This is a genomic window from Brevundimonas sp. TWP3-1-2b1, assembly GCF_049896165.1.
Lineage (GTDB): Bacteria > Pseudomonadota > Alphaproteobacteria > Caulobacterales > Caulobacteraceae > Brevundimonas > Brevundimonas subvibrioides_B.
The window spans coordinates 226869-250453 of record NZ_JAFCTT010000003.1; the positions used below are offsets into that span (position 1 = coordinate 226869).

Here is a 23585-nt window from a genome sequence, read left to right on the forward strand (position 1 = left end):
AGCAGACCCATGTCCATCCTCGTCGACAAGAACACCAAGATCATCGTCCAGGGCCTGACCGGCAAGACGGGCGGGTTCCACACCGAACAGGCCCTGGCCTATCACGGCACCCAGATGGTCGGCGGCGTGCATCCGACCAAGGGCGGCCAGACCTGGACCGGGTCGCACGGCGAGACCCTGCCGATCTACGCCTCGGTCGCCGAAGCCAGGAACGCCACGGGCGCCGACGCCTCGGTGATCTACGTCCCGCCGGCGGGCGCCGCCGCCGCCATCATCGAGGCCATCGAGGCCGGGATCCCCTTCATCACCTGCATCACCGAAGGCATCCCGGTGCTGGACATGGTCAAGGTCAAGCGCCGGCTGGAAGACTCCGGGTCGCGCCTGCTGGGCCCCAACTGCCCGGGCATCCTGACCCCGGACGAATGCAAGATCGGCATCATGCCGGGCTCCATCTTCAAGAAGGGCTCGGTCGGCATCGTGTCGCGTTCGGGCACCCTGACCTATGAGGCCGTGTTCCAGACGACCAACGAAGGCCTGGGCCAGACCACGGCGGTCGGCATCGGCGGCGACCCGGTCAAGGGCACCGAATTCATCGACGTGCTGGAGCTGTTCCTGGCCGACCCGGAAACCACCTCGATTATCATGATCGGCGAGATCGGCGGCGGCGCCGAGGAAGACGCCGCCCAGTTCCTGATCGACGAGGCCAAAAAGGGCCGCTCCAAGCCGATGGCCGGCTTCATCGCCGGTCGGACCGCCCCGAAGGGCCGCACCATGGGCCACGCCGGCGCCGTCGTCTCGGGCGGCAAGGGCGATGCGGAATCCAAGATCGCCGCCATGGAGGCCGCCGGCATCCGCATGTCGGAATCGCCGGCCCGCCTGGGCAAGACGCTGGTGGAAGTGCTGAAGGGTTAATCTTTCTCTCCGTGCACCCCGGCGAAGGCCGGGGTCCAGATCGCGGATTCAGGCGGCCTGGATTTCTCGCCGCGCTGCCTGCTTCTGAGGCTCGGCCTTCCATCTGGATCCCGGCCTTCGCCGGGATGCACGGTGAAAGATCAGGCGGGCCGCGCATCGATCGTGCGGCGAAATGACATCAAAGACGCCCTCGGTTCGCGCCGGGGGCGTTTTTCTTTGAGCTTTCAGCGAATTTCTTCGCCCTTAGCCCCGGTTCGGTCATGACCCATAAGGAAACAGCGCCTATATGATCCGCGCCGGCCTCACGCGGATGTGACCGCTCAGAAACCCGAGGCCGAAGCGGGACGACGAATACTATGGCGGACGATGCCGGTCGGCTGAACCAGGTCTTTGCCGAGACCAGCTTCCTCTACGGCTCCAATGCCGCCTTCATCGAAGGGCTCCACGACAAATGGGCGGCTGATCCGTCCAGCGTCTCGGCCGAATGGCGCGGCTTCTTCGACCAGCTTCGCGACACCGCCGCGACCGTGCAGGCCTCCTCGGCCGCCGGAAGCTGGGGCCGGTCGGGGGTCTCCGAGCCGACGGAAGAGACCGGCGTCTTCGACGGCCGTTGGCCCGCGCCGAAGCCCGATCCCAAGGCCAGGCCTGCGGCCGCTGCTCCGGCCGCGCCCGCCGCCGCCTCTCCCGCCCCGTCGGGCGCTTCGGCGGCCGAAGTCCGCGCCGCCGCCCATGATTCCATCCGCGTCCTGATGCTGATCCGCACCTACCGCGTGCGCGGTCACCTGCAGGCGACGCTGGACCCGCTGGGCATCGAGGCGGCGACCAGCAATCCCGAGCTGACGCCGGAGTTCTACGGCTTCACCGAAGCCGACATGGACCGTCCGATCTATCTGGACGGCGTACTGGGTCTGGACACGGGCACCATCCGCGAGGTGATGGCCGTCCTGAAGCGCACCTACTGCGGCAATATCGGCATCCAGTTCATGCATATCGCCGAGCCGGACGAGAAGTCCTGGCTCCAGCAGCGGTTCGAGGGCCCTGACGCCTTCGAGAAGAACGGCTTCACCAAGGAAGGCAAGATCGCCATCCTCAACAAGCTGATCGAGGCCGAGGGCTTCGAACGCTTCCTGCACAAACGCTTCCCCGGCACCAAGCGGTTCGGCCTGGACGGCGCCGAGGCCATGGTCCCGGCCATGGAGCAGATGATCAAGCGCGGCGGCGCCCTCGGTGTCGACGACATGGTCTTCGGCATGGCCCACCGCGGCCGTCTGAACATGCTCGCGGCCGTCATGGGCAAGCCCTACAGGGCCATCTTCCACGAGTTCCAGGGCGGCTCGACCGTGCCGTCGGACATCGAGGGATCGGGCGACGTCAAATACCATATGGGCGCCTCGTCGGACCGCGAGTTCGACGGCAACCACGTCCACCTGTCGCTGACGGCCAACCCGTCGCACCTGGAGATCGTCAACCCGGTCGTTCTGGGCAAGGCGCGCGCCAAACAGGCCTTCGACATCCGCGAGGCCAACAAGGGCCTGCCGGAAAGCCAGTGGGCGCTGGACCGCTCCAAGGTCATGCCGGTCCTGATCCACGGCGACGCCGCCTTCGCCGGTCAGGGCGTGGTCGCCGAATGCTTCGCCCTGATGGGGCTGAAGGGCTACCGCACCGGCGGGACGATGCATTTCGTCATCAACAACCAGATCGGCTTCACGACCTCGCCTCGCAACAGTCGCTCGACGCCCTATCCGTCGGACGTCGCCCTGATGGTCCAGGCGCCCATCTTCCACGTCAACGGCGACGACCCCGAAGCGGTCGTCTTCGCCGCCAAGGTGGCCACGGAATACCGCCAGAAGTTCAAGAAGGACGTGGTGGTGGACATGTTCTGCTACCGCCGCTTCGGCCACAATGAAGGCGACGACCCGACCTTCACCCAGCCGATCATGTACGCGAAGATCCGGTCGCTGCCGTCGACGCGCGAGATCTATTCGAAGCGTCTGGTCGAGGAGGGCGTGATCACCCAGGCCGAGGTCGATGCCGAACTGGCGCGGTTCGAGGCCTATCTCGACGCGCAGTTCGAGGCCGGCAAGACCTTCAAAGCCGACAAGGCCGACTGGCTCGACGGCCAGTGGAAGGGCGTGGGCCTGCCCGACGGCGAGGAGCGACGCGGCGAGACCGCCGTGCCGGAAGCGAAGCTCAAGGATCTCGGGCATCGCCTGACGACCATTCCGAACCAGGTCGACATCCACAAGACGCTGAAGCGGGTCATCGAGGCGCGCCGCGAGATGATCGACACGGGTCAGAACATCGACTGGGCCACCGCCGAGAGCCTGGCCTTCGGCTCGCTGGTGTCGGAAGGCTTCCCCGTCCGTCTGTCGGGTCAGGACTCGATGCGCGGCACCTTCTCCCAGCGCCACTCGGGCATCGTCGACCAGACCACCGAGGACCGCTACGTCCCGCTGAACAACCTCGGCGGCGACCAGGCCCATTTCGAGGTCATCGACTCGGCCCTGTCGGAAGAGGCTGTGCTGGGATTCGAGTACGGCTACGCGCTGAGCGACCCCAACACGATGGTGATGTGGGAGGCCCAGTTCGGCGACTTCGTCAACGGCGCCCAGGTCGTGATCGACCAGTTCATCTCCTCGGGTGAACGCAAATGGCTGCGCATGTGCGGCCTGACCATGCTGCTGCCCCACGGCTATGAGGGCCAGGGTCCGGAACACTCCTCGGCCCGCCTCGAGCGGTTCCTGCAGCAGTGCGCCGAGGACAATATGCAGGTCGCCAACTGCACCACCCCGGCCAACTATTTCCACATCCTGCGTCGCCAGATGCACCGGCCGTTCCGCAAGCCGCTGATCATCATGACGCCCAAGAGCCTGCTGCGTCACAAGAAGGCGGTCTCGACCCTGAAGGATATGGCCGAGGGCTCGTCCTTCCACCGCGTCCTGCACGACGACGCCCAGACCCGGCCGGACGTCTCGGGCATCACGATCAAGGGCGACAAGGATATCCGCCGCGTGATCCTGTGCTCCGGCAAGGTCTATTACGACCTGCTGGACGCGCGCGAGAAGAAGGGGGTCACCGACGTCTATATCCTGCGCCTGGAACAGTTCTATCCGTGGCCGATCAAGTCGGTTTCGACCGAACTGGCCCGCTTCCCCAACGCCGAACTGGTCTGGTGCCAGGAAGAGCCCAAGAATATGGGCGGCTGGACCTTCGTCGATCCGTGGCTGGAACTGACGCTGGACAAGATGGACATCAAGGCGAAGCGCGCCCGCTACGTCGGTCGCCCGGCCTCCGCCTCGACCGCCGCCGGCCTGATGAGCCGACATCTGCAGGAACTCGAAAAATTCACCTCCGAGGCCCTCGCCTGACCCTGCGGAGACTGGCGGTCTCCCGCCTGTCGCCGATCTCGCCTATATGACCGCCACAGACTGAACGACCGGAAACGACACATGGCCGACATCCTGACCCCCGCCCTCGGCGAATCCGTCTCCGAGGCGACCATCGCCAAGTGGAGCAAGAAGGTCGGCGATCCGGTCCGGAAGGACGAGGTCCTGGTCGAGCTGGAAACCGACAAGGTCTCGCTGGAGGTCGTCTCGCCCTCCGACGGCACGCTCGGCGACATCAAATTCGCCGAGGGCGACACCGTGATGCCGGGCGCGATCCTGGGCTCTGTGACCGAAGGCGCCGCCGCCGCGAAACCGGCCGCCGCAGCACCCGCCGCTCCTGCCAGGGCCGAAGCCGCGCCGGCTCCGGCTGCCGCCGCCGCGTCCGCCTCGGTCGACATCACCATCCCCGTCATGGGCGAGAGCGTCGCCGAAGGCGCGATCGGCAAATGGTCCAGGAAGACCGGCGATGCGGTCAAGAAGGACGAGATCCTGGTCGAGATCGAGACCGACAAGGTCGCGCTCGAAATCGCTTCCCCCGCCGACGGCGTCCTGACCATCTCGGTCGACGAAGGCGCGACGGTCACGCCGGGTCAGGTCATCGGCTCCATCTCGGGCTCGGGCGGGGCTGCTGCCCCCGCTCCGGCCGCCGCCGCTGCGAAGGCCGCCAGCGCCAACGCCGGCTCGTCCCAGGTGTCCAACGACACCCTGTCGCCTGCCGTCCAGCGCGTGGTCGCCGAGAACAACCTCGACCCGAAGACCATCGCCCCGACCGGTCCGAAGGGCAACATCACCAAGGGCGACGCGCTCGCCGCTGCGGCCTCGCCCGCCCCGGCCGCCGCGGCCCAGGCCTTCACGGCTCCGGCTCCGGCGCCCGTCGCCGCCGCCCCGGCCGCTGCGCCGCGCGCCGACCAGCCTCGCGAAGAGCGGGTCAAGATGACCCGTCTGCGCCAGACCATCGCGCGCCGCCTGAAGGAATCGCAGAACACCGCCGCCCAGCTGACCACCTTCAACGAGGTGGACATGACCAACGTCATGGCCCTGCGGAACCAGTACAAGGAGGCCTTCGAGAAGGCCCACGGCGTCAAGCTGGGCTTCATGTCCTTCTTCACCAAGGCCGTCGTCGCGGCCCTGAAGGAGATCCCGGCGGTCAACGCCGAGATCGACGGCACCGACATCATCTACAAGAACCACTATGACATCGGCGTCGCCGTCGGCACCGAGAAGGGCCTGGTCGTGCCGGTCCTGCGCGACGCCGACCTCTTGACGCTGGCGGGTATCGAGAAGGGTATCGGCGCGCTCGGCAAGGACGCCCGCGACGGCAACCTGACGCTCGATCAGCTGCAGGGCGGCACCTTCACCATCACCAACGGCGGCACCTATGGCTCGCTGATGTCGACGCCGATCCTGAACGCGCCCCAGTCGGGCATCCTTGGCATGCACAATATCGTCCAGCGCCCGATGGCGGTGGACGGCCAGGTGGTGATCCGGCCGATGATGTACCTGGCGCTGAGCTACGACCACCGCATCGTCGACGGCAAGGAAGCGGTGACCTTCCTGGTGCGCGTGAAGCAGCTGCTGGAAGACCCGGCGCGGGCGCTTCTGGACCTGTAAGCGGTCCACGAGACAGAGACAGGGACGGCGGGGTCGGCAAGGTCCGCGAACTGTCGACCTGGTCGGCTAGCTTCAACCCCCTGTTCAGCCCGATTTTCCCGTTCCGTGCACCCCGGCGAAGGCCGGGGTCCAGATCACAGATTCGGGCCGCTGGGATTTGACACCGGGGATCCTGAGTATCTCAGGTTCGCCCACTGGACCCCGGCCTTCGCCGGGGTGCACGGTGAAAAGAAGTGACACAAACTGACTGCGATCGACCTTCGTCTCCGAGCGATTTTAGGCTGCGCGACTTCTCGTAGGGCACTTCTTTGGGTTGTGCATGTTTGGAGGCGCAGATGCCCATGACACAGGCCGATTCTTCAGAGCCAACACCCGTCGAATTCATCGCCAAGATTATCGACGAAGGTGACTCTCAGATCGTCGTCTTCCCCAAAGGTGTCACCTTACCCTTCAAAAGGGTCAGCTTCCGGAAGGATGGTGATCGAGTAATACTCGAAAAGGCCTCACCGCCAGTGGTCGTTTGGCTTTCCAGGCTGCGCTGGCTGAATCGAAGATAGCACGGCGTCCGTATCCGCCCCCAGGCGAGGCGGCGCCGCGTCGTAGCGCACCGGGGTTTCCGACAACCGGATCGGCGAGGCCACGGTTCGCGTCGGCGCCGACAGGTCTGCCCGCTCCAGCATGATCTCCAGCCCGCGATGCTTCGCCTGGGGCTCGTCGAAGACCTGGTCGATGGTGTTGACGGGGCCGCAGGGGACGCCCGCCGGCTCCAGTCGCGCCATCAACTCGCCCTTGGTCCAGCCCGAGGTGACGGCCGAGAGGGCCGCGACCAGTTCGATCCGATGCTCGATCCGCCCGGCGTTGCCGGCATAGCGTTCGTCGCTCGCCAGGCCCTCCAGGTCCAGCACGCCGCACAGGTTCCGGTACTGGCCGTCGTTGCCGACTGCGATCACCACCATGCCGTCCGAACAGGGGAAGGGCTGATAGGGGACGAGGTTGGGGTGGGCGTTGCCCATCCGGGTCGGGGCGACGCCGGAAACGAAATAGTTCGTCGCCTGATTGGCCAGCATGGCCGCCTGGACGTCGAACAGGGCAATGTCGACGTGCTGGCCCTGACCGGTCGCCCGCGCATGCAGCAGGGCGGCGAGAATGGCGTTGGAGGCATAGAGGCCGGTCGCCAGATCGACGACGGCGACCCCGACCTTCATCGGTTCGGCGCCGGGCGCCCCGTCCGGCTGGCCGGTCACGCTCATCAGACCGCCCATGGCCTGGATCATATAGTCGTAGCCGGCCTGACCCGCGCGCGGGCCGGTCTGGCCGAAGCCGGTGATCGAGCAATAGACGAGCTTCGGATGGGTCGCTGCGAGCGAGGCGTAGTCGAGGCCGTATTTCTTCAGGCCGCCGACCTTGAAGTTCTCGACCACGACGTCGCAGGTCGCGGCCAGTTTGCGGATGGTTTCAGCGCCTTCGGGCGAGGCGATGTCGAGTTCGACGGACTTCTTGCCCCGGTTGGCGCACAGGAAATAGGCGCTGTCGCCGCGCGTGCCGTCGGTCTTCGTGGTGAAGGGCGGGCCCCAGGCGCGGGTGTCGTCGCCGACCCCGGGGCGTTCGATCTTGATCACCTCGGCGCCGAGGTCGGCCAGGGTCTGGGTCGCCCACGGTCCCGCCAGAACGCGTGACAGGTCGAGGACGCGGACGCCCGCCAGGGCTTGAGGCGCCATTGCTAGAGCCCGGGATCGAAGGCGCCGGCGTCCCGCATCCGGGTCTCGCGGGCGATCTCGGCGCGATAGCCCAGTTCGTCGGCCATCCGCTTGATGTCCGCGGACACCGTCGTCTTGTGCAGGCCGGGAACCACGGCGTGGATGAAGGCGCAACCGGACAGCTTCGCCAGCCGCAGGCCCATGCGCGTGGCCACGCCCGCGTGGTGCGCATAGGTTTCCTCGACCTCGCGCGGGTGGTCGACGAACAGGGATTTCAAGGCGCGGATCATCTGGACAGCCTAGCTTGAGACGAGGCTCGTCTCTACCCGTCGCGCGCATTCTGGCCTAAACCGGCGCTCGAAACAGGGTCGGCGCGTCACGCGCGCGTGACAGGCCCCACAAGACGCAACCAGCGATCAGAGGACGATCCCATGGCCGACGGCGCCGCATCCGTGACCCAGACCTTCAAGTGGGACGACCCGTTCGACATGGAGAGCCGGCTGACGGAGGACGAACGCGCCATCCGCGACGCGGCCCGCACCTATGCCCGCGAACGGCTGTTGCCGCGCGTGGTCGCCGCCTTTCGGGACGAGGTCTTCGACCGCGCCATCATGACCGAGATGGGCGAGATGGGCTTCCTCGGCGCCATGCTGCCCGAACAGCACGGCGGCTCGGGCGTCAGCCATGTCGCCTATGGCTTGATCGCGCGCGAGATCGAGGCCGTCGACAGCGGCTATCGCAGCGCCATGTCGGTGCAGTCGTCCCTGGCCATGTATCCGATCTACGCCTTCGGCTCCGAAGAACAGAAGATGCGCTTCCTGCCCCGGATGGCGGCGGGTGAACTGGTCGGCTGTTTCGGCCTGACCGAAGCGGACGGCGGGTCGGACCCGGCGTCGATGAAGACCAATGCCGTGGCGGTCGACGGGGGCTACACGCTGAATGGCGGCAAATACTGGATCACCAACTCGCCGATCGCCGACCTCGCCATCGTCTGGGCCAAGCTCGACGGCGTCATCCGGGGCTTCATCGTCGAGCGTGACATGGAGGGGTTCACCACCGGCAAGATCGGCGACAAGCTGTCTCTGCGCGCCTCGGTCACCGGCGACATCGGGCTGAACGACGTGTTCGTGCCCGAGGCCAATCTGCTGCCGGGGGTCAAGGGTCTGCGCGGGCCCTTCTCCTGCCTGAATAAGGCGCGCTACGGCATCAGCTGGGGCGCGATGGGCGCCGCCGAGTTCTGTTTCCATGCGACGCGCGACTATGTCGGCGAGCGGATGCTGTTCGGCCGGCCCCTGTCGTCGCGCCAGCTGGTGCAGAAGAAGCTGGCCGACATGCAGACCGAGATCTTCCTCGGGCTGGAGGGCGCCTATGCCTTGGGTCGGTTGCTCGACACCGGCGCCTGGGTTCCCGAGGCCATCTCCCTGATGAAGCGCAACAACTGCGGCAAGGCCCTGGCCATCGCCCGCGAGGCCCGCGACATGCACGGTGGCGCGGGGATCACCGGTGAGTTGCATGTGATGCGCCACGCGATGAACCTGGAGACGGTCAACACCTATGAGGGGGCGCATGACGTGCATGCGCTGATCCTCGGACGCGCGATCACGGGCGAGAGCGCTTTCTAGGGCGGCGAGACCGGGGTCGTCTGCGAGGAAGACGGTTCGGAAGCCGCCGGATCCGATGCTGCGACCTCGGCCGCAGCCTTGAGATTCGCCTGACGGATGCGTGCGCCGTCCTCGTTGTAGAAGAAGGGCAGGAAGGCGTAGCGCGTGCCTCGTGTGACCGACGTCGCCTCGTGCACCAAGGAACAGGAGAAGATCACCGCTCCGCCGGTCGGCGGTCGATAGGTGCGGCGGCCGAATTCCGGAAACCGGAGATCGCCGCCCTCGAATTCTTCGGCGTTCAGATTGATGGAACAGGCGAACTGCCGGTGCGCCGTGCCCGGCGTGGTGTTGTCGCGGTGCGGGCGAAAATAGCCCCCGTCGCTCTCGTCATAGCTGGCGACGATGTAGCGCTCGATTCGCGTGGCCTTGAACATGAAGGCCTTCTCGATTTCCGGCAGCAGGCAGGCCGTGATCCGTGCTCTCAGGCGCTTGCGGAGCTCTTCGTCGTCGATCGGGGCGTCGGACCGCTTCTTGAAGTCGTCCACCACCAGCCGGACCTCGCCGTCGACCTTGCGCATGACGCCGGACGCCGAGCCGCCGTGGGTCTTGTAGACCGCGATCAACTCGCGGCAGAGCGCGGGCTCGAGGATGCGCGGCACGATGAGCACCGGCGCATGCAGGGGAACCCCGGCATGGTCGTCCTGACTCTGGCATCCGGCCAGAAAGCCGAAGACCCAGTCGGCCTGGGACAGCGGCGCCGAGATCAGGACGCGCAGGCTGGGATCCAGCACCACCCATTGACCCTCGGAGCCCTGCTCTGCGGGCGTGAGGCCGAAGCCCCGCGCGATCGCTCCGTCGCCATCGAGAAAATAGCGCAAGCCGGGCAACTGCTGCGTCTGGGCGTCGAAACAGGCCTGATCCCCGGTCACTCCGAAAAACAGACGCGTGCGGTCGTCGAACAAACGTCGATGGTTCTGGACCGTCGCCAGTGCCCGCATGGCGACGTCGGGATCAGCCGGGAGAAAGGCCATGAGCACGAAAAAGCCGCCGACACGATTGAACGTGTAGTCGGGCCGCCTGTGCGTCCGCCCCTGGAAGTTCGGCGCTGGCGAGCCCGGACGCAATGGCACTGTCTTCTCCTTCGGCGAACGTCCGGCGGTATATCGTTCTGACCCGCCGCCAGGTCCAGGAAATAGTCGCGTCCCCCGCGGGTGGCGCTTCTAGTGGGTGGCGCTTCTAGTGGGTCTCGCACCCGGTCATGCGCTGGCTCCAGCTGATGCCCGCGATGGTCCAGACGCCGTCCTTCCTGACCATGTCGAAATGGTTGGCGCCGCAGTGGACGACCGCGCCGTCGACCTTGAACAGATAGCGGCCGAAGACCGAGGCCACATCGCCGTCGATGGCGATGATCGGGTCGGGCATGACCTCCTCGAACCGCTCGGCGCCGGGACGCAGGCCGGCGGCGAACTCGGCGCCCGTCAGACGGCGGATCGAGCGGGTTCCGTCGGGCCGTTCCAGCGCCACGATCATCCGGGCCTCGGGATCGAAATGGGGGGCCAGAAGGCTCCCGTCGCGCGCCGCCAGCGCTGCGAAGGTGGCCTTGACCGGGGCCATGACAGCGACCGCCTCGGCCGAGGCCGGGTCGGCGGGCGTGGTGGCCTGGAGCGCGAGGGCAGCGGCGAGGGCGAGCAGGGTCATGGCGATCGTCCCGTCCGGCGCCGGGTCGCGCCGAACGCGATGCTATCACGCCGCCCGGACCCGACAAGCCGCGCCCCACGACCCTGTCTCGTCAGGAAGGATCAGCGGCGCGGGCGGGCCGAAAGCCCCAGGATCAGAGGGCCGGGCCGGTTTGTTCTGGCGACCGTGCAGACTAAGCTGGCGGGAAGTCGGGTCGGGGAAACAGGCGTATGAGCAGCACGGACATCGAACAGGCGGCGGACACCGATCCCTTCGCGGCCCTGGCGGAGGTGTTCGCGGGCCGTCGCGCCCTGGTGCTGGAGGACGATCCGGCCCTGGCCGAACATGTCTCCGACCGCCTGCTGCGCGCTGGATTCGAGGCCGTGGACTGTGTCGATGCGGGCGAGCAGGCGCTGAGCGCGGCCGCGGCCCATGCCTATGACATTCTAATTCTCGACCGGCTGACCAAGGGGCTGGACGGTCTGGAGACGCTGAAGCGGCTGCGCACCTCGTCAGGTCCGTCCTCGGACGCCCCCGCCCTGATGCTGACCGCCCTGACCGGGGAGCGCCAGCGGGTCGAAGGCCTGCTGGGCGGGGCCGACGACTATCTGTCCAAGCCGATCGGCGACGAGGAGCTGTTGGCCCGGATCGCGGCCCAGCTGCGTCGCGTGGCCCGCCGCGCCAAACCGGCCAACGCCGACCTGATCAACGGCCCGTTCCGCCTGTCGCCGGGCGCCCGCACCGTCAAGCTGACGGTCGAGGGGACCGAGCGGCTGATCGACCTGTCGCCGCTCGAGTTCGCCATCGTCTCGGAGCTGATGACCGCGCGCGGCCAGCCGGTGACCAAGACCATGCTGTGGGACCGCTGCTGGGTTGAATGGACCTTCCTGCCCGACAATTTCGTCAACATCATCGACGCCCGCATCTCGGCCCTGCGTCGCCGGCTGAAGGAACAGGCGCCGGAGCTGGGCGAGGACCTGCACCCCCTGATCGTCTCGGCCCGCAGCCAGAGCCTGATCTTCCGCGATCTCGACGCGGCGTGACCAGCAAAAGTGTCAGCGGTTTTGCGCCCGGGTCACGCCTTGGGAAATGGGTGAGCCTTTGAGTCGACTGGCCGCGATCTGGAAAAGGATCCAGCCGTCCGGCCTCATGGCCTGGATGGCGCGCCGGACCCTGACCCAGCTCGCCTCCGGTCTGGCCATCCTGGCGGCCGTCGCCCTGACCGGATCGCTGGTGGTGACCGGGCAGGCGGCGCGGCTGGACCAGCGCCAGCAGGCGGCCCTGTCGGCGCTCGACGACTTCGGCGCCATGGCGTCGAAGCTGCCGGCCGACACCTCAATGGACGCCTCGGCCATGACCGAGGGCGATGCCGCCTATATGTCGGCCTTCCTCAGCGCCTTCCAGGACGGGCCGACCCGGAATGTCACAACTTTGGAACAGACCTGTCGCACCGGCCAGGGCGGGGCGGGCGTGCGCTTCATCCGCGCCCCGGTCGGCAAGCCGGCCGGGCTGCTGGCGCTGGAGACCGTGCGGGCCGAGCGGATGACGCGGCTGGGCGACGGCGTCTTCCTGATCCGGCTCGAGGCCGGCCAGCTCTGCCTGACGCGCAGCGTCGACGTCATCGTGGTCAAGCGGCCGATCGGGTCGCTGTCCATCATCGTCGGCCGGGTGGTCGATCCGGCCGGTGTCGCCTGGCGCTGGGCGGTCCTGGCGGTGGCCCTGACCGGCGCCCTGATCCTGGTGTCCGGCCTCACCGCGGCCCTGTTCGCCCGCCAGCGCCTGACCAGCGCCATCGCCGAGGTCAGCCTGGTGCTGGACCGCGCCGCCCTGGGCGACTTCTCGCGCCGCGCGCCCGATGTGGCTGTGGCGCCGGAGCTGACGCAGCTGTCAAACCAGGTGAACCGTACCCTGGACCGGCTGGAAGAACTGTTGAGCTGGCTGCGCGATTCCGCCGACCAGCTGGCGCACGATTTCCGGACCCCGCTGGCCCGCGCCTCCGTCCGTCTCGACAAGCTGATGGAGACCGAGGATCCGGTCGAGCGGAAGCGGCTGGGCGAGGCGGCGGGGCGGGACATCGCCGAGATCACCCGGGCCATGAACGAGGCCATGGCGCTGCGCGACGGCGAGGCCTGGCTGTTCGAGAGCGTGCGGCTGGATGTGCTGGCCGAGGCGGCGGTGGAACTCTATCAGCCCATCGCCGACATCCGCGACATCCGGATCGTCGCCGAGGGGGAGCCGGTCTCGGTGCTGGGCGTGCGGTCCCTGCTGCAGCGCGCCGTGGCCAACCTCGTCGACAATGCGGTGAAGTTCTCGCCCGACGGCGGCGTTGTGACCCTGCGCGCCTGGGAATGCGATGAGGGTCCGTGCCTGTCGGTCGGCGATCAGGGGCCCGGCATGTCCGGCAGCCAGCCCGCCATGCCGCGCGCCAAGGACAGTCATGGCATGGGACTGGCCTTCGTGCGGGCGATCCTGCGTCGCCACGGCGGCCGGATGACGATTGATGACGCGCGCCCCGGAGCCATCGTCACGGCAAGGTTCTCACGCTAGGCTCCGACCAACCATTGGGGATACACCATGATGCGCCTTCGCCTCCTGACCGGTTCGGCCCTCGCCCTGACGCTGCTCGGCGCCGTCGGCGGCGTCGCCCAGGCCCAGACCGCGCCGGAGTTCCCCATCCCCTACGACAGCCGCCGCGGCGTGTTCAGCTTCGCGACCGGGCTGGAGCGGTCCCTGCCGGCTGTGGTCCAGGTGACGACGCTCGGCATGTCGGCGGGGCCGACCACCGGCGAGACTGAACCAACCCCCGTCTCCAGCGGCTCCGGCGTCATCATCGACGCCGCCAACGGCATCATCGTCACCAACCATCACGTCATCGAGGACGGTCAGAAATTCCGCGTCGACATGACCGACGGACGTCTGGTCGACGCCACCCTGATCGGGTCCGACAAGGCGACGGATATCGCGGTCCTGCAGATCCGCGCCCCGGGCCTGTCGCAGGTGGAGACGGTGGATTCCGACACCCTGCGTACGGGCGACCTAGCCTTCGCGGTCGGCTATCCGCTCGGCCTCGACCAGACCCTGACCATGGGCGTGATCTCGGGCCTCGGCCGGTCCGGCATGGGCGACGCGGTCGAGGACTATATCCAGACCGACGCGGCCGTGAACTCGGGCAATTCGGGCGGGCCGCTGCTGGACAGCCGGGGCCGGCTGATCGGCATCAACACCTCGATCCTGTCGGGCGACATCGGTGGCGGAAACGACGGCATCGCCTTCGCCGTCCCGACCCGCATCCTGCTGTTCGTGGTCGAACAACTGCGCGCCAACGGCGAGGTCACGCGCGGCCGCATCGGCGCGACCCTGGGCTCGCTGAACGCCGAGCGCGCTGTCGAGGCGGGCCTCGGCTTCGTGCGCGGCGCCATCGTCGAGGATGTCCTGCCCGGCTCTCCGGCCGAGCGCGCCGGCCTGCAGCGCGGCGACATCATCACCCGCATCCAGAACCGCCCGGTCGCCAACGCCGGCTCGGTGCAGGCCACGGTGGGCATCGCACCTCCGGGAACCCGGATCGCTCTCGTCTATTTGCGCGACGGGCACGAGGCGACCACGGCGCTGAACGTCGAGGTCCTGTCGACCGATCCGGTCCAGGTCGGCTCGACCTCGCTCCAGGCCTACGGCGCCAATTTCCGCGACGTGAAGTCCTCTGACGGGATCAGCGCATCGGGCGCCCTGGTCGTGGCGGTCGAGGGCGGTTCAGCTGCGGCCCAGCAGGACCTGCGCGCCGGCGACCTGGTCACCGCCGCCAACGGCATGTCGGTGACGGGCTTTTCGGAGCTGGGGCGTGCGCTCGGCACCGGCGGTGGCGCGACCCTGACGGTCCAGCGCAGTGGCGAAGAGGTCGAGATCGTCATCCCCGCGGCGGACTGAGGCGGCTTCTCGATCCGTGCCCCCCGGCGAAGGCCGGGGTCCAGACGGCGAATGCCGATGGTCGTGGTGAAGACCAGTGCGTGATCCCTGCTGACCGAGTCCGTGATCTGGACCCCGGCCTTCGCCGGGGTGCACGGAGTATGGGTAAGCCCGCGCTCAAGCAGTGAGCGACCGCGTCGCGAGCGATAGCGCCCAAACAACAATGCTGTGTGGCGCTACGCGCCACACAGTAAAACGCCCGCCTTGCCGGAGGGGGGAGGGAGGCAGGACGGGCGTCTCGCTTTGGAGGAAGCGTCGGCCTGGCGAAGCCTAAATACGGCAACATCCAGGGGGGCTGGGGGGGCTGTTCAGGATCCGGGACGCTTCCGAACTCCGTCAGGCCGACGCTCACTGTTTCGCTGTCCAACCGGGCCGACGAAGGACCGAAACGGGGCCATTTCGTGTCGTGGATAATTTGTTGGTCAGGCGAGGCGTCGGGCGGCGCTGGCGTTTGTCCGAACCGCGCCTAGATTGATTGCAATGACCTTCGATTCCTCCTCCGCTGAAGGCGGTCCGCAACCGTCGTCCGTCTTCTTCGAGCGGCGCGAGCTGGACCTGATCCTTCGGGTCTACGGCCGCATGGTGGCCCAGGCCGAATGGCGCGACTATGCCATGGTCGGGGGCAGGGAGGCGGCCGAGTTCGCCGTCTTCCGCCGCTCCGGCGACGCCCCCGCCTATCGCATCGAGAAACGCCCGGCGCTCCAGACCCGCCAGGGCCAGTGGTCGGTCATCGGCGAGGGCGGCGTCGTCCTGAAGCGCGGTCGCGAGCTGCCGCAGGTGCTGCGCGTCTTCGACAGCCGCAAATTCCAGGTGGTGGAATAGCAAAAAGCCCCGGCCTTTCGACCGGGGCTTTCGATTGTTCAGCCTGTGCGCGCCTTGCGGAGGCTCGCGGCCTGAGCCTAGTTCCGGTTACCGCCCATGAAGGCCAGCAGGAACTGGAACAGGTTCACGAAGTTGATGAACAGGCTCAGCGCGCCGAAGCCGGTGGCCACGCCCATCGCCGCGTGATCGCCGCCAAGCTGGTAGTAGGTCATCTTCAGACGCTGGGTGTCGTAGGCGATCAAACCCGAGAAGATCAGCACGCCCAAGCCCGAGATGATCAGGGCCATCGTCCCCGACTGCATGAACATGTTCACGACCGAGGCGATGATCAGGCCGATCACGCCCATGATCAGGAACGACCCCATGGCCGTCAGATCCTTCTTGGTCGTGTAGCCGATCAGGCTCAGCGCGCCGAAGGCGGCGGCCGTCACGAAGAAGGTGGAGGCGATCGAACCGCCCGTATAGCGCAGGAACAGGACGCCCAGCCCCGCGCCGATCGAGGCGACGACGGCCCAGTACAGCAGGTTCACGCCGCCGGCCGTGGGGTTCTTCATGAAGAACATCGAGCCGAACAGCAGCACCAGAGGCAGGAACTGGACGATCATGCCCAGCACCGTCATGCCGACGCGACCGTCAGGTCCCACGGCGAACAGCAGTTGCTGCACCGCCGGCACATTGCCGGTGGCGTAGGCGAGGGCGCCGGCGACCACGAGGCCGAGGGCGAGCTTGTTGTAGACGCCCAGCATGAAGCTGCGCAGGCCCGCGTCCACGGCCATGTCGGCCTTGGCCGGAGCCGGCGTCGAGTAGCCGTTTCTGAAGTCGCTCATCGCGAGTGTCTTCTCCCATTGAGGCGACGGGAAATTCCCGGCGCCGAAGCCGGAAATATCGGGCTCTGCGACCCCCTGCGCAAGGGATCGATCGCCGCAGGGGTTCCCGACGCTTTCCGGCCTTCACGCGAGCCGCTACGAACGGTCGCATGCTGCGACTGTTCACCGCCGTTCCGATCCCCTTCGACGTGGCCGAGACGCTCGGCCGCCGCCAGACCGGCCTGCCCGGCGCAAAATGGCGGGGGGCCGAGGCGCTCCACGTTACCCTGGCCTTCTACGGCGGTGTGGACGAGCGCCGCGTCGACGATCTGGCCGCCGAACTGGCCCGGATCCCGGGCGGCGTCTTCGATATCGAACTGAAGGGCGTGGGCGCCTTCGGCGATGCGCATCGCAGCCACACATTGTGGGCGGGGCTGGAACCTTCGGAGCGACTCAACGTCCTCGCGGGTCGCTGCAAGTCGGCGGCCGAGCGCGCCGGCGTCACCATGGAGCCCCGACTCTATCGCCCCCACCTCACCCTCGCCTACCTGAAGACCCAGACCAATCCGGACCGGATCGGGGCCTGGATCACCAACCACAACCTGCTGCATTCCCCGCCGATCCGCGTCGATCGCTTCGGCCTGTATTCCAGCGTTCTGAGCGACGACGGCAGCCACTACGAACTGGAACGGGAGTATCCGCTGTGACTGCGCCCGGCCCCACGATCAAGACCGAACGCCTGATCCTGCGCCCGCCGGCGATGGAGGATTTCCCGCGCTGGTGCGATTTCCAGGGCGACGCCGAGACGACCCGTTTCATCGGCGGTCCCAAGAGTCCGGCCGAGGTCTGGCGGGTCCTGATGTCGGTCGCCGGAGCCTGGGCCCTGACCGGCGAAGGCTTCTTCTCGGTGATCGAGAAATCGACCGGCCAGTGGATCGGCCGCATCGGCCCGTGGAACCCGCACGGCTGGCCCGGGCCGGAAGTGGGCTGGAGCCTGCACAGGGACGCCATGGGCAAGGGCTATGCGCTGGAGGCGGCCGTGGCGACCATGGACTACGCCTTCGACGTGCTGGGCTGGGACGACGTCATCCACTCCATCCATCCCGACAATATCGCGTCCCAACAGCTGGCCGCGCGCCTGGGCTCGGCCAATCGCGGCCGGGGTCGACTGCCGCCGCCGTTCGAGGAGTCCTGCGTCGATCTGTGGGGTCAGACAAGAGCGGAATGGGCCGTGAACCGGAAGCGGTTCACGGCTTGAAGGCGGAACGCAACCGGAACATAAGTGTCGGATGCCCGCCGCTGCTGTTCATCTCGAACTCGTCTTCAGCCGTCCGGAGACCACCCTGGGCGTCACGCGCGGGGCTGCGAGGCTGCTGGCCGACATGGGCTATGCCCCGCTGCTGGAGGTATGCCTGCCGAACGGCCGTCGCGCCGATGTCATGGCTCTGGGACGCAAGGGCGACATCGTCATCGTCGAGGTGAAGTCGGGGATCGCGGACTATCGTGTCGATCGCAAATGGCCGCAGTACGCCCCCTTCTGCGATGCCTTCTTCTTTGCGGTGGCTCCCGAGTTTCCGGAAGGGGTGCTGCCGACTGAGCCGGGTCTGATCGTCGCCGATGCTTTCGGCGGGGCCGTGGTGCGGGATGCGCCTGTGCTGACCCTGGCTCCGGCGAGGCGGAAGGCGCTGACGATCGCCTTCGGGCGTCTGGCGGCGATGCGGACGGTGCGAGACCCTCTCCCATAGGGAGAGGGCGGTGCAGAACAGGATTCAATCGACATTCGGCCTTGTCATCCCGGAAATCGCGCTGGCGATTATCCGGGACGAAAAGCCATCTGTTCGTCCCTCCCGGAAGACGCGAAGCGGCTGTCCGGGAGACAGCAAAGGGCGGTCGGGCTTTCTCCCGGACAATCGCCGACGCGATTTCCGGGAGTCTGACGCTCAGCGTTCAGCGTCCCGGCTCTCCGCTTCGCTGCGACCGGGATGACAAGCGTCTGGAACGCTGAATGCCGATTGAGCCTACCTCGGAGCCCGCTTGGCCAGGATGCGTTGCAGCGTCCGGCGGTGCATGCCGAGGCGGCGCGCAGTCTCGGAGACATTGTGGTCGCACAGCTCGTAGACCCGCTGGATATGCTCCCAGCGCACCCGGTCGGCGCTCATCGGGTTCTCGGGCGGTTCGGGCGAGTCGCCGGTGGCGAGCAGGGCCTTGACCACGTCGTCGGCGTCGGCGGGCTTGGACAGATAGTCGACGGCCCCGGCCTTCACCGCCGCCACGGCCGTGGCGATGGCGCCGTAGCCGGTCAGCATGACGATACGGGCGTCGTCGCGGCGCTCGCGAATGGCCTCGACGACCTTCAGGCCGTTGCCGTCCTCAAGCCGCATGTCCAGCACGGCGAAGGCCGGCTGATAGGTCCGGAGGAGCTCGGTCGCCTCGCCGACCGATCCCGCCGTGGTCACCTGGAACCCACGAGCCTCCAGCGCCCGGCCCAGACGCGTGCGCAGCGCCTGGTCGTCGTCCAGCAGCAACAGGGAACGGTCCGGGAGCCCGGCGATGCGGTCTTCCATATTGCCGGAGTTGAGAGGCGGGGTGGCAGTCGTCATGGCGGGAGTTTCTCCTGCCCCACCAAGTCGGCTTCCCGCGCCGACGGGTCAAGCGGTGCGGCGATGGATCGCAGGCCGGCGTGTTCTCACGGGACCAGTTCCAGCGCGCGACGGTCCCAGCGCACGGTGACACGTGCGCCCCGGTTGATCCCCGGCCCGCCCTCGCCCTGACCGACGATCACCTTGCCGCCGGTCCGTTCCAGAAGGGTCCGCGCGATGAAGAAGCCCAACCCCATACCGCCCTGGCTCGGAACGATGTCGGGCTCCGGCGGAGGCGGCGCAGGGGTCTTGCCGCGCCGGGGCGGTCGTGCGGCGGCGGCCAGTCGCGCGGCCAGGGCCTGACGCGACTTGCCGAGCGGACGGCTGGTCACATAGGGCTCGCCGAGACGCGGCAGGATCTCGGGAGCGAAGCCCGGGCCGTCGTCCAGGACCTCGACCGTGATCCACTGTGCGTCCGCCGTCGCCCGGACCCGGACCGTCGAGGCGGCGAAATCGGCCGCATTCTCGACCAGTGCGGACAGGCCGTGGACCACTTCCGCCAGTCGCTTCACGCGCGGCTCCGCCAGGCCCCCGCGCGTGTGGACGGCCACCTTGATGTCGAGGTCGAAGCCCAGATGCGGATCGACCACCTCGTTCAGCAGGGCCTTCAGCCCGATCTCCGTATAGAGGGGGTCGCCGTCCTCGGGTCGTTGCGACAGCCGCTTGAGGATCTCGCGACAGCGTTCGGCCTGCTGCAGCATCAGGCGCGCGTCCTCGGCGATCGGCCCGTCGGCCGGCGAGGCGCGCAGCAGCTCCTTGGCCACCACCTGGATCGTCGCCAGCGGGGTGCCCAGCTCGTGCGCCGCCGCCGCCGCCAGGCCGCCCAGCGCCGCCAGCCTCTGTTCCCGTTGAAGCACGTCCTGGGTCGTGGCCAGCGCCAGCTCCAGTTTCTCGGCGTCCGCTGCCACCCGCCAGGCGTAGGCGGCGGTGAACACCACCCCCGTCGTCAGGGCCAGACCGATGCCGAACTTGTAGAGAACCGGCAGGTCGATATCCGCTCCGTTTTGCCAGGGCAGGGGCATGGACCAGAAGAACAGGGCCGTGGTCGAGGCCAGCACCATCAGGCCCAGTGTCAGGGCCTGACGCCCCGGCAGGGACGCGGCCGCCACCGTCACCGGCGCGACCAGAAGCAGGCAGAAGGGATTTTCCAGCCCGCCGGTAAAGGCCAGCAGGGCCGACAGCTGCAGGATGTCGAAGCCCAGATGGATGCCGGTCTGGCGCCCGTCGGGCAGGCGGCTGTCGACTCTCTGCAGCCGACCCATGGCCAGCAGGTTCACGATCACGCTGGCCAGGATGACCAGCAGGCACTGCCATCGCGGCAGGGGGAAGTGGAACATCGTGTCCAGCACGATCAGGGTCGCCGTCTGGCCCACGATCGCCAGCCAGCGCAGGATGATCAGCGTCCTGAGCGACAGGCCCCGGCTGCGGCGCGGCAAACTGGCCCAGTTCGGCGGCGCCGGCGGAAACTGCGACATGACGTCCTCGGGGGAGGCGTCGGGATCGGGACGGACTTCGCTCTGGTTCACACGGCGTCTATAGACCGGTCGCGCGCCCCTGTCGGCCCGGAGAGACACGATGCCACGCCGTTCCATCTTCCTGTTCGCCGGCGCCTGTTGCGCCATCGCCATCGCTCTGGCGACCGTGACGGTGATCGTCGTCACGGGACGGGACCGCGCCCAGGCCGTCGCCGAGGGGACCGCGACGGGTCAGCCGGCCGTCGGCGGTCCGTTCCAGCTCGTCAGCCAGGACGGCCAGGCGGTCGACCAGACGATGCTGGACGGCCATTGGAGCCTGGTCTTCTTCGGCTTCACCTACTGCCCGGACTTCTGCCCCACGACCCTGACCTCGCTGGAGGCGACGCGCGCCCTGCTGGGGTCGGCCGCCGACAACCTGCAGATCGTGTTCGTCTCGATCGACCCGGAGCGCGACACGCCCCGGGCGCTGAAGGACTATCTGTCGTCCGACGGCTTCCCGCCCGGCGTCATCGGCCTGACCGGCACGCCGGAACAGGTCGCCGACGCCGCCAAGGTCTATCGCGCCTATTTCCAGAAGGTCGGCGACGGCGAGGACTATACGATGAACCACTCCCTGACGGTCTATCTGATGGGCCCCGACGGCCAGTTCCGCTCTGCCCTGGGCCACGATCTGGGCCCGGAACGCTCGGCCCAGCTGATCCAGCGGGTCATGGCGCGGGGCTGACATTCCTCCCCCATCGGGGGAGCCATCGACCGCGAAGCGGTGGAGGGGCCAGCCCCACGCACCGCGTCTGGATCGGCCCCCTCCACCCCAGCGCAAGGGCGCTGCGGTCCCCCTCCCCCTGCGCTTCGCTTTGGGGAGGAATATAAATCCTTTTGCAGTGCAGCGCGTTCTATGATGGCATCACCGCTTCGGCGGGGCCGATCACAGGATTTCATGCTCTACTCCCTCCACGAGCTCGCCTATCAGTCGGCGCAGCCTTTCCGGCTCGGGGCGCAGTTCGCCCGCAAGTTCTGGACCTCGCCCTTTAACCCGGCCTCGCAGACGGCTGTCGGACGCACGGCCTATGCCTCGGCCGAGCTGTTCGAGAGCGTCACGCGCCGCTACGGCAAGCCGGCCTGGGGCCTCGAGGTCGTCACCATCAACAACCAGCCGGTGCGCACCACCGAACAGGTCATCTGGCAGAGCCCCTGGGTTCGCCTGGTGCGGTTCGCGCGCAACGTCGGCGACCTGAAGCGGGCCAGGAAGCCGGTCGCGGCGCCCAGCGTGCTGATCGTCGCGCCTCTGTCCGGGCACTACGCGACCCTGTTGCGCGGCACGGTCGAGACCTTCCTTCAGGATCACGACGTCTATGTCACCGACTGGGTCAACGCCCGTCAGGTGCCGATGCTGGAAGGCCGTTTCGACTTCCACGACTACATCGACCACGTCCGCACCATGCTGGCCCAGATCGGCCCGCGCGCCCACGTCGTCGGCGTCTGTCAGCCCGGCCCGCCTGTGCTGGCCGCCGCCGCCATCATGGCCGCCGAAAACGATCCGAACCGCCCGGCCTCCATGACCTTCATGGGCTCACCGATCGACGCGCGCCTGTCGCCGACGGTGACGAACCAGCTGGCCGAGGCCAAGCCGTTCGCCTGGTTCCAGTCGAACATGATCCACACCGTGCCCTGGCCCTACCCGGGCTTCGGCCGGGAGGTCTACCCGGGCTTCGTCCAGCTCTACAGTTTCATGTCCATGAACGAGCAGAGACACACCGACGCCCACCGGGAGTATTTCCGCCACCTGGTCGCCGGCGATGGCGACGAGGTGGAGAAGCACGAGGAATTCTACGACGAATATCTGTCGGTCCTGGACCTGACCGAGGAGTTCTATCTCCAGACCATCGACATCGTCTTCCAGTCGCACCTGCTGCCACGCGGCCTGCTGGAGCATCGGGGCGCACCGGTCGATCTGACGAAGATCACCGACATCGGCCTGATGACCGTCGAGGGCGAAAAGGACGATATCTCAGGCGTGGGCCAGACCCAGGCCGCGCATACGTTGTGCACCAACATCCCCGACGACCGACGGGTGCTTTACGTCCAGCCGGACGTCGGCCACTACGGCGTCTTCAACGGGCGGCGGTTCCGCGAGGAGATCTACACCCGCACCCGGGACTTCATCGCGGCCAATGAAAAGCTCTGCGCAGTACCAGACCGGTCAGCGGCTGCCGCTTGAGGGCGGCCACGCCCTTCGCCTGAGCGTCAATCCGCGCGCCCGGCGCATCTCGATCCGCATCGATACGCGCAAGGGTGAGGCCGTGGCCATCGCCCCGTCGGAGCGGCGGCTGGCCGATGCGGTGGCTTTCGCGCGCACCAAGTCGGCCTGGATCGCCGAGCGGCTGGCGGCGCGGCCCGGTGGCACGGCGATCGAACCCGGCGCAGTCATTCCCTATCGCGGCGGCACGGTCCCGCTGGAGGCTGCGGGCGGCGCGGGGGCGGCTCGGCTGGTGGAAGGCCCGGACGGGCTGCGCATCGTTTCGGGCGGCGAGGGCGAAGCGTTCGCCCGGCGCGTCGTCAACCTGCTGAAGCGGGCGGCGCGAGAAGCGCTCCAGACCCAAACCGATTTCCATCTTCGTGCCCTGGGCCAGAGCCCCGTGACCCTGACCATCAATGACCCGGCGTCTCGCTGGGGTTCGTGCAGTCCGGTGTCGCGCTCGATCCGCTATTCCTGGCGGGTGATCATGGCCCCGCCCGAGGTGCTCGACTATCTGGCCGCCCACGAGGTGGCCCACCTGGTCCATGCCGACCACAGCCCGGCCTATTGGTCGGTGGTCAAGGGGCTGGTCGGCGACCATCGTCCGTTCCGCGCCTGGCTGCGCGACCACGGGGCGGCGCTGCACGCCGTGGGGCGGTAGGCCTGTTCTCCCTCCCACCTGGGGGAGGGTGGCTGAGCCGAAGGCGAGGTCGGGTGGGGGCGGCCGAGCGAGCCAAACATCAACAGCTTCATCGCATCGCCA

Annotated in this window: 21 protein-coding genes; 14 read left to right on the top strand and 7 right to left on the bottom strand. The window is 67.8% G+C overall.

What is annotated here, in order from left to right:
* Positions 1 to 9 precede the first annotated feature (9 nt).
* From sucD to odhB, 3 genes are all read left to right on the top strand, one after another.
* Entirely contained in the window at positions 10 to 912 is a 903-nt protein-coding gene (gene sucD, locus ACP7AB_RS04565) for a succinate--CoA ligase subunit alpha (RefSeq protein ID WP_425992104.1), read from the top strand.
* A gap of 356 nt (positions 913 to 1268) precedes the next feature.
* Complete coding sequence (locus tag ACP7AB_RS04570; protein ID WP_425992105.1) at positions 1269 to 4280, top strand: 2-oxoglutarate dehydrogenase E1 component; 3012 nt, start codon at positions 1269 to 1271, stop codon at positions 4278 to 4280.
* Positions 4281 to 4361: 81 nt separating this feature from the next.
* Complete coding sequence (gene odhB / locus ACP7AB_RS04575; RefSeq protein WP_425992107.1) at positions 4362 to 5909, top strand: 2-oxoglutarate dehydrogenase complex dihydrolipoyllysine-residue succinyltransferase; 1548 nt, start codon at positions 4362 to 4364, stop codon at positions 5907 to 5909.
* A gap of 503 nt (positions 5910 to 6412) precedes the next feature.
* On the opposite strand, the gene ACP7AB_RS04580 is transcribed toward odhB, so the two are convergent.
* Both ACP7AB_RS04580 and ACP7AB_RS04585 read right to left on the bottom strand, forming a co-directional pair.
* The gene (locus tag ACP7AB_RS04580) at positions 6413 to 7627 is read right to left on the bottom strand and encodes a CaiB/BaiF CoA transferase family protein (RefSeq protein WP_425992109.1); all 1215 of its coding nucleotides are present in this window, start codon (positions 7625 to 7627) and stop codon (positions 6413 to 6415) included.
* A gap of 2 nt (positions 7628 to 7629) precedes the next feature.
* On the bottom strand, positions 7630 to 7896 hold the full coding sequence (locus tag ACP7AB_RS04585; protein ID WP_425992110.1) for a DUF6356 family protein: 267 nt from the start codon (positions 7894 to 7896) through the stop codon (positions 7630 to 7632).
* Positions 7897 to 8037: 141 nt separating this feature from the next.
* Between ACP7AB_RS04585 and ACP7AB_RS04590 the strand changes: the two genes are divergently transcribed.
* A complete protein-coding gene (locus ACP7AB_RS04590) occupies positions 8038 to 9228 on the top strand; it encodes an acyl-CoA dehydrogenase (RefSeq protein ID WP_425992112.1) in 1191 nt (396 codons plus the stop codon).
* Here the strand turns inward: ACP7AB_RS04590 and ACP7AB_RS04595 are convergent.
* Both ACP7AB_RS04595 and ACP7AB_RS04600 read right to left on the bottom strand, forming a co-directional pair.
* Positions 9225 to 10337, bottom strand: a complete 1113-nt coding sequence (locus ACP7AB_RS04595) for a 2OG-Fe(II) oxygenase (protein ID WP_425992114.1) — start codon at positions 10335 to 10337, stop codon at positions 9225 to 9227. The two genes, ACP7AB_RS04590 and ACP7AB_RS04595, sit on opposite strands and share 4 nt — an antisense overlap.
* A gap of 106 nt (positions 10338 to 10443) precedes the next feature.
* Positions 10444 to 10905: a nuclear transport factor 2 family protein gene (locus ACP7AB_RS04600; protein WP_425992115.1), complete on the bottom strand. Its 462-nt coding sequence runs from the start codon at positions 10903 to 10905 to the stop codon at positions 10444 to 10446.
* Between the two features lie 209 nt (positions 10906 to 11114).
* Between ACP7AB_RS04600 and ACP7AB_RS04605 the strand changes: the two genes are divergently transcribed.
* The 4 genes from ACP7AB_RS04605 to ACP7AB_RS04620 all read left to right on the top strand — a co-directional run bounded on the left by ACP7AB_RS04605 (position 11115) and on the right by ACP7AB_RS04620 (position 15666).
* The gene (locus ACP7AB_RS04605) at positions 11115 to 11927 is read left to right on the top strand and encodes a response regulator transcription factor (protein ID WP_425992117.1); all 813 of its coding nucleotides are present in this window, start codon (positions 11115 to 11117) and stop codon (positions 11925 to 11927) included.
* 58 nt (positions 11928 to 11985) lie between these two features.
* Positions 11986 to 13431, top strand: coding sequence for an ATP-binding protein (locus tag ACP7AB_RS04610; RefSeq protein ID WP_425992119.1), 1446 nt, complete (start codon positions 11986 to 11988; stop codon positions 13429 to 13431).
* Positions 13432 to 13461: 30 nt separating this feature from the next.
* Complete coding sequence (locus ACP7AB_RS04615) at positions 13462 to 14805, top strand: trypsin-like peptidase domain-containing protein (RefSeq protein ID WP_425992121.1); 1344 nt, start codon at positions 13462 to 13464, stop codon at positions 14803 to 14805.
* 519 nt (positions 14806 to 15324) lie between these two features.
* A complete protein-coding gene (locus ACP7AB_RS04620; protein WP_425992123.1) occupies positions 15325 to 15666 on the top strand; it encodes a DUF2794 domain-containing protein in 342 nt (113 codons plus the stop codon).
* 77 nt (positions 15667 to 15743) lie between these two features.
* Here ACP7AB_RS04620 and ACP7AB_RS04625 read toward each other — a convergent pair whose 3' ends face one another.
* Positions 15744 to 16493 carry a Bax inhibitor-1/YccA family protein gene (locus ACP7AB_RS04625; protein WP_425992125.1) on the bottom strand — a complete coding sequence of 250 codons (750 nt, stop codon included), beginning with the start codon at positions 16491 to 16493 and terminating at the stop codon, positions 15744 to 15746.
* Positions 16494 to 16642: 149 nt separating this feature from the next.
* Between ACP7AB_RS04625 and thpR the strand changes: the two genes are divergently transcribed.
* From thpR to mmcB, 3 genes are read left to right on the top strand one after another with little or no spacing between them, the layout of a single operon-like run.
* Positions 16643 to 17179, top strand: coding sequence for an RNA 2',3'-cyclic phosphodiesterase (thpR, locus tag ACP7AB_RS04630; RefSeq protein ID WP_425992127.1), 537 nt, complete (start codon positions 16643 to 16645; stop codon positions 17177 to 17179).
* Between the two features lie 53 nt (positions 17180 to 17232).
* Positions 17233 to 17730, top strand: a complete 498-nt coding sequence (locus ACP7AB_RS04635; RefSeq protein WP_425992191.1) for a GNAT family N-acetyltransferase — start codon at positions 17233 to 17235, stop codon at positions 17728 to 17730.
* A gap of 31 nt (positions 17731 to 17761) precedes the next feature.
* Positions 17762 to 18217, top strand: a complete 456-nt coding sequence (gene mmcB / locus ACP7AB_RS04640) for a DNA repair putative endonuclease MmcB (RefSeq protein WP_425992129.1) — start codon at positions 17762 to 17764, stop codon at positions 18215 to 18217.
* A 273-nt stretch (positions 18218 to 18490) separates the two neighbouring features.
* Here the strand turns inward: mmcB and ACP7AB_RS04645 are convergent, their stop codons facing one another.
* Positions 18491 to 19036 carry an ActR/PrrA/RegA family redox response regulator transcription factor gene (locus ACP7AB_RS04645; RefSeq protein WP_425992193.1) on the bottom strand — a complete coding sequence of 182 codons (546 nt, stop codon included), beginning with the start codon at positions 19034 to 19036 and terminating at the stop codon, positions 18491 to 18493.
* 122 nt (positions 19037 to 19158) lie between these two features.
* Positions 19159 to 20637 carry an ActS/PrrB/RegB family redox-sensitive histidine kinase gene (locus ACP7AB_RS04650; RefSeq protein ID WP_425992131.1) on the bottom strand — a complete coding sequence of 493 codons (1479 nt, stop codon included), beginning with the start codon at positions 20635 to 20637 and terminating at the stop codon, positions 19159 to 19161.
* 49 nt (positions 20638 to 20686) lie between these two features.
* Between ACP7AB_RS04650 and ACP7AB_RS04655 the strand changes: the two genes are divergently transcribed.
* The 3 genes from ACP7AB_RS04655 to ACP7AB_RS04665 all read left to right on the top strand — a co-directional run bounded on the left by ACP7AB_RS04655 (position 20687) and on the right by ACP7AB_RS04665 (position 23483).
* Complete coding sequence (locus tag ACP7AB_RS04655; RefSeq protein ID WP_425992133.1) at positions 20687 to 21310, top strand: SCO family protein; 624 nt, start codon at positions 20687 to 20689, stop codon at positions 21308 to 21310.
* Between the two features lie 213 nt (positions 21311 to 21523).
* Positions 21524 to 22804 (top strand): polyhydroxyalkanoate depolymerase, encoded by a 1281-nt coding sequence (locus ACP7AB_RS04660; protein ID WP_425992135.1) that lies wholly within the window; start codon positions 21524 to 21526, stop codon positions 22802 to 22804.
* Complete coding sequence (locus tag ACP7AB_RS04665) at positions 22758 to 23483, top strand: M48 family metallopeptidase (RefSeq protein WP_425992137.1); 726 nt, start codon at positions 22758 to 22760, stop codon at positions 23481 to 23483. Before ACP7AB_RS04660 ends, ACP7AB_RS04665 begins: the two co-directional genes overlap by 47 nt.
* Positions 23484 to 23585 lie beyond the last annotated feature (102 nt).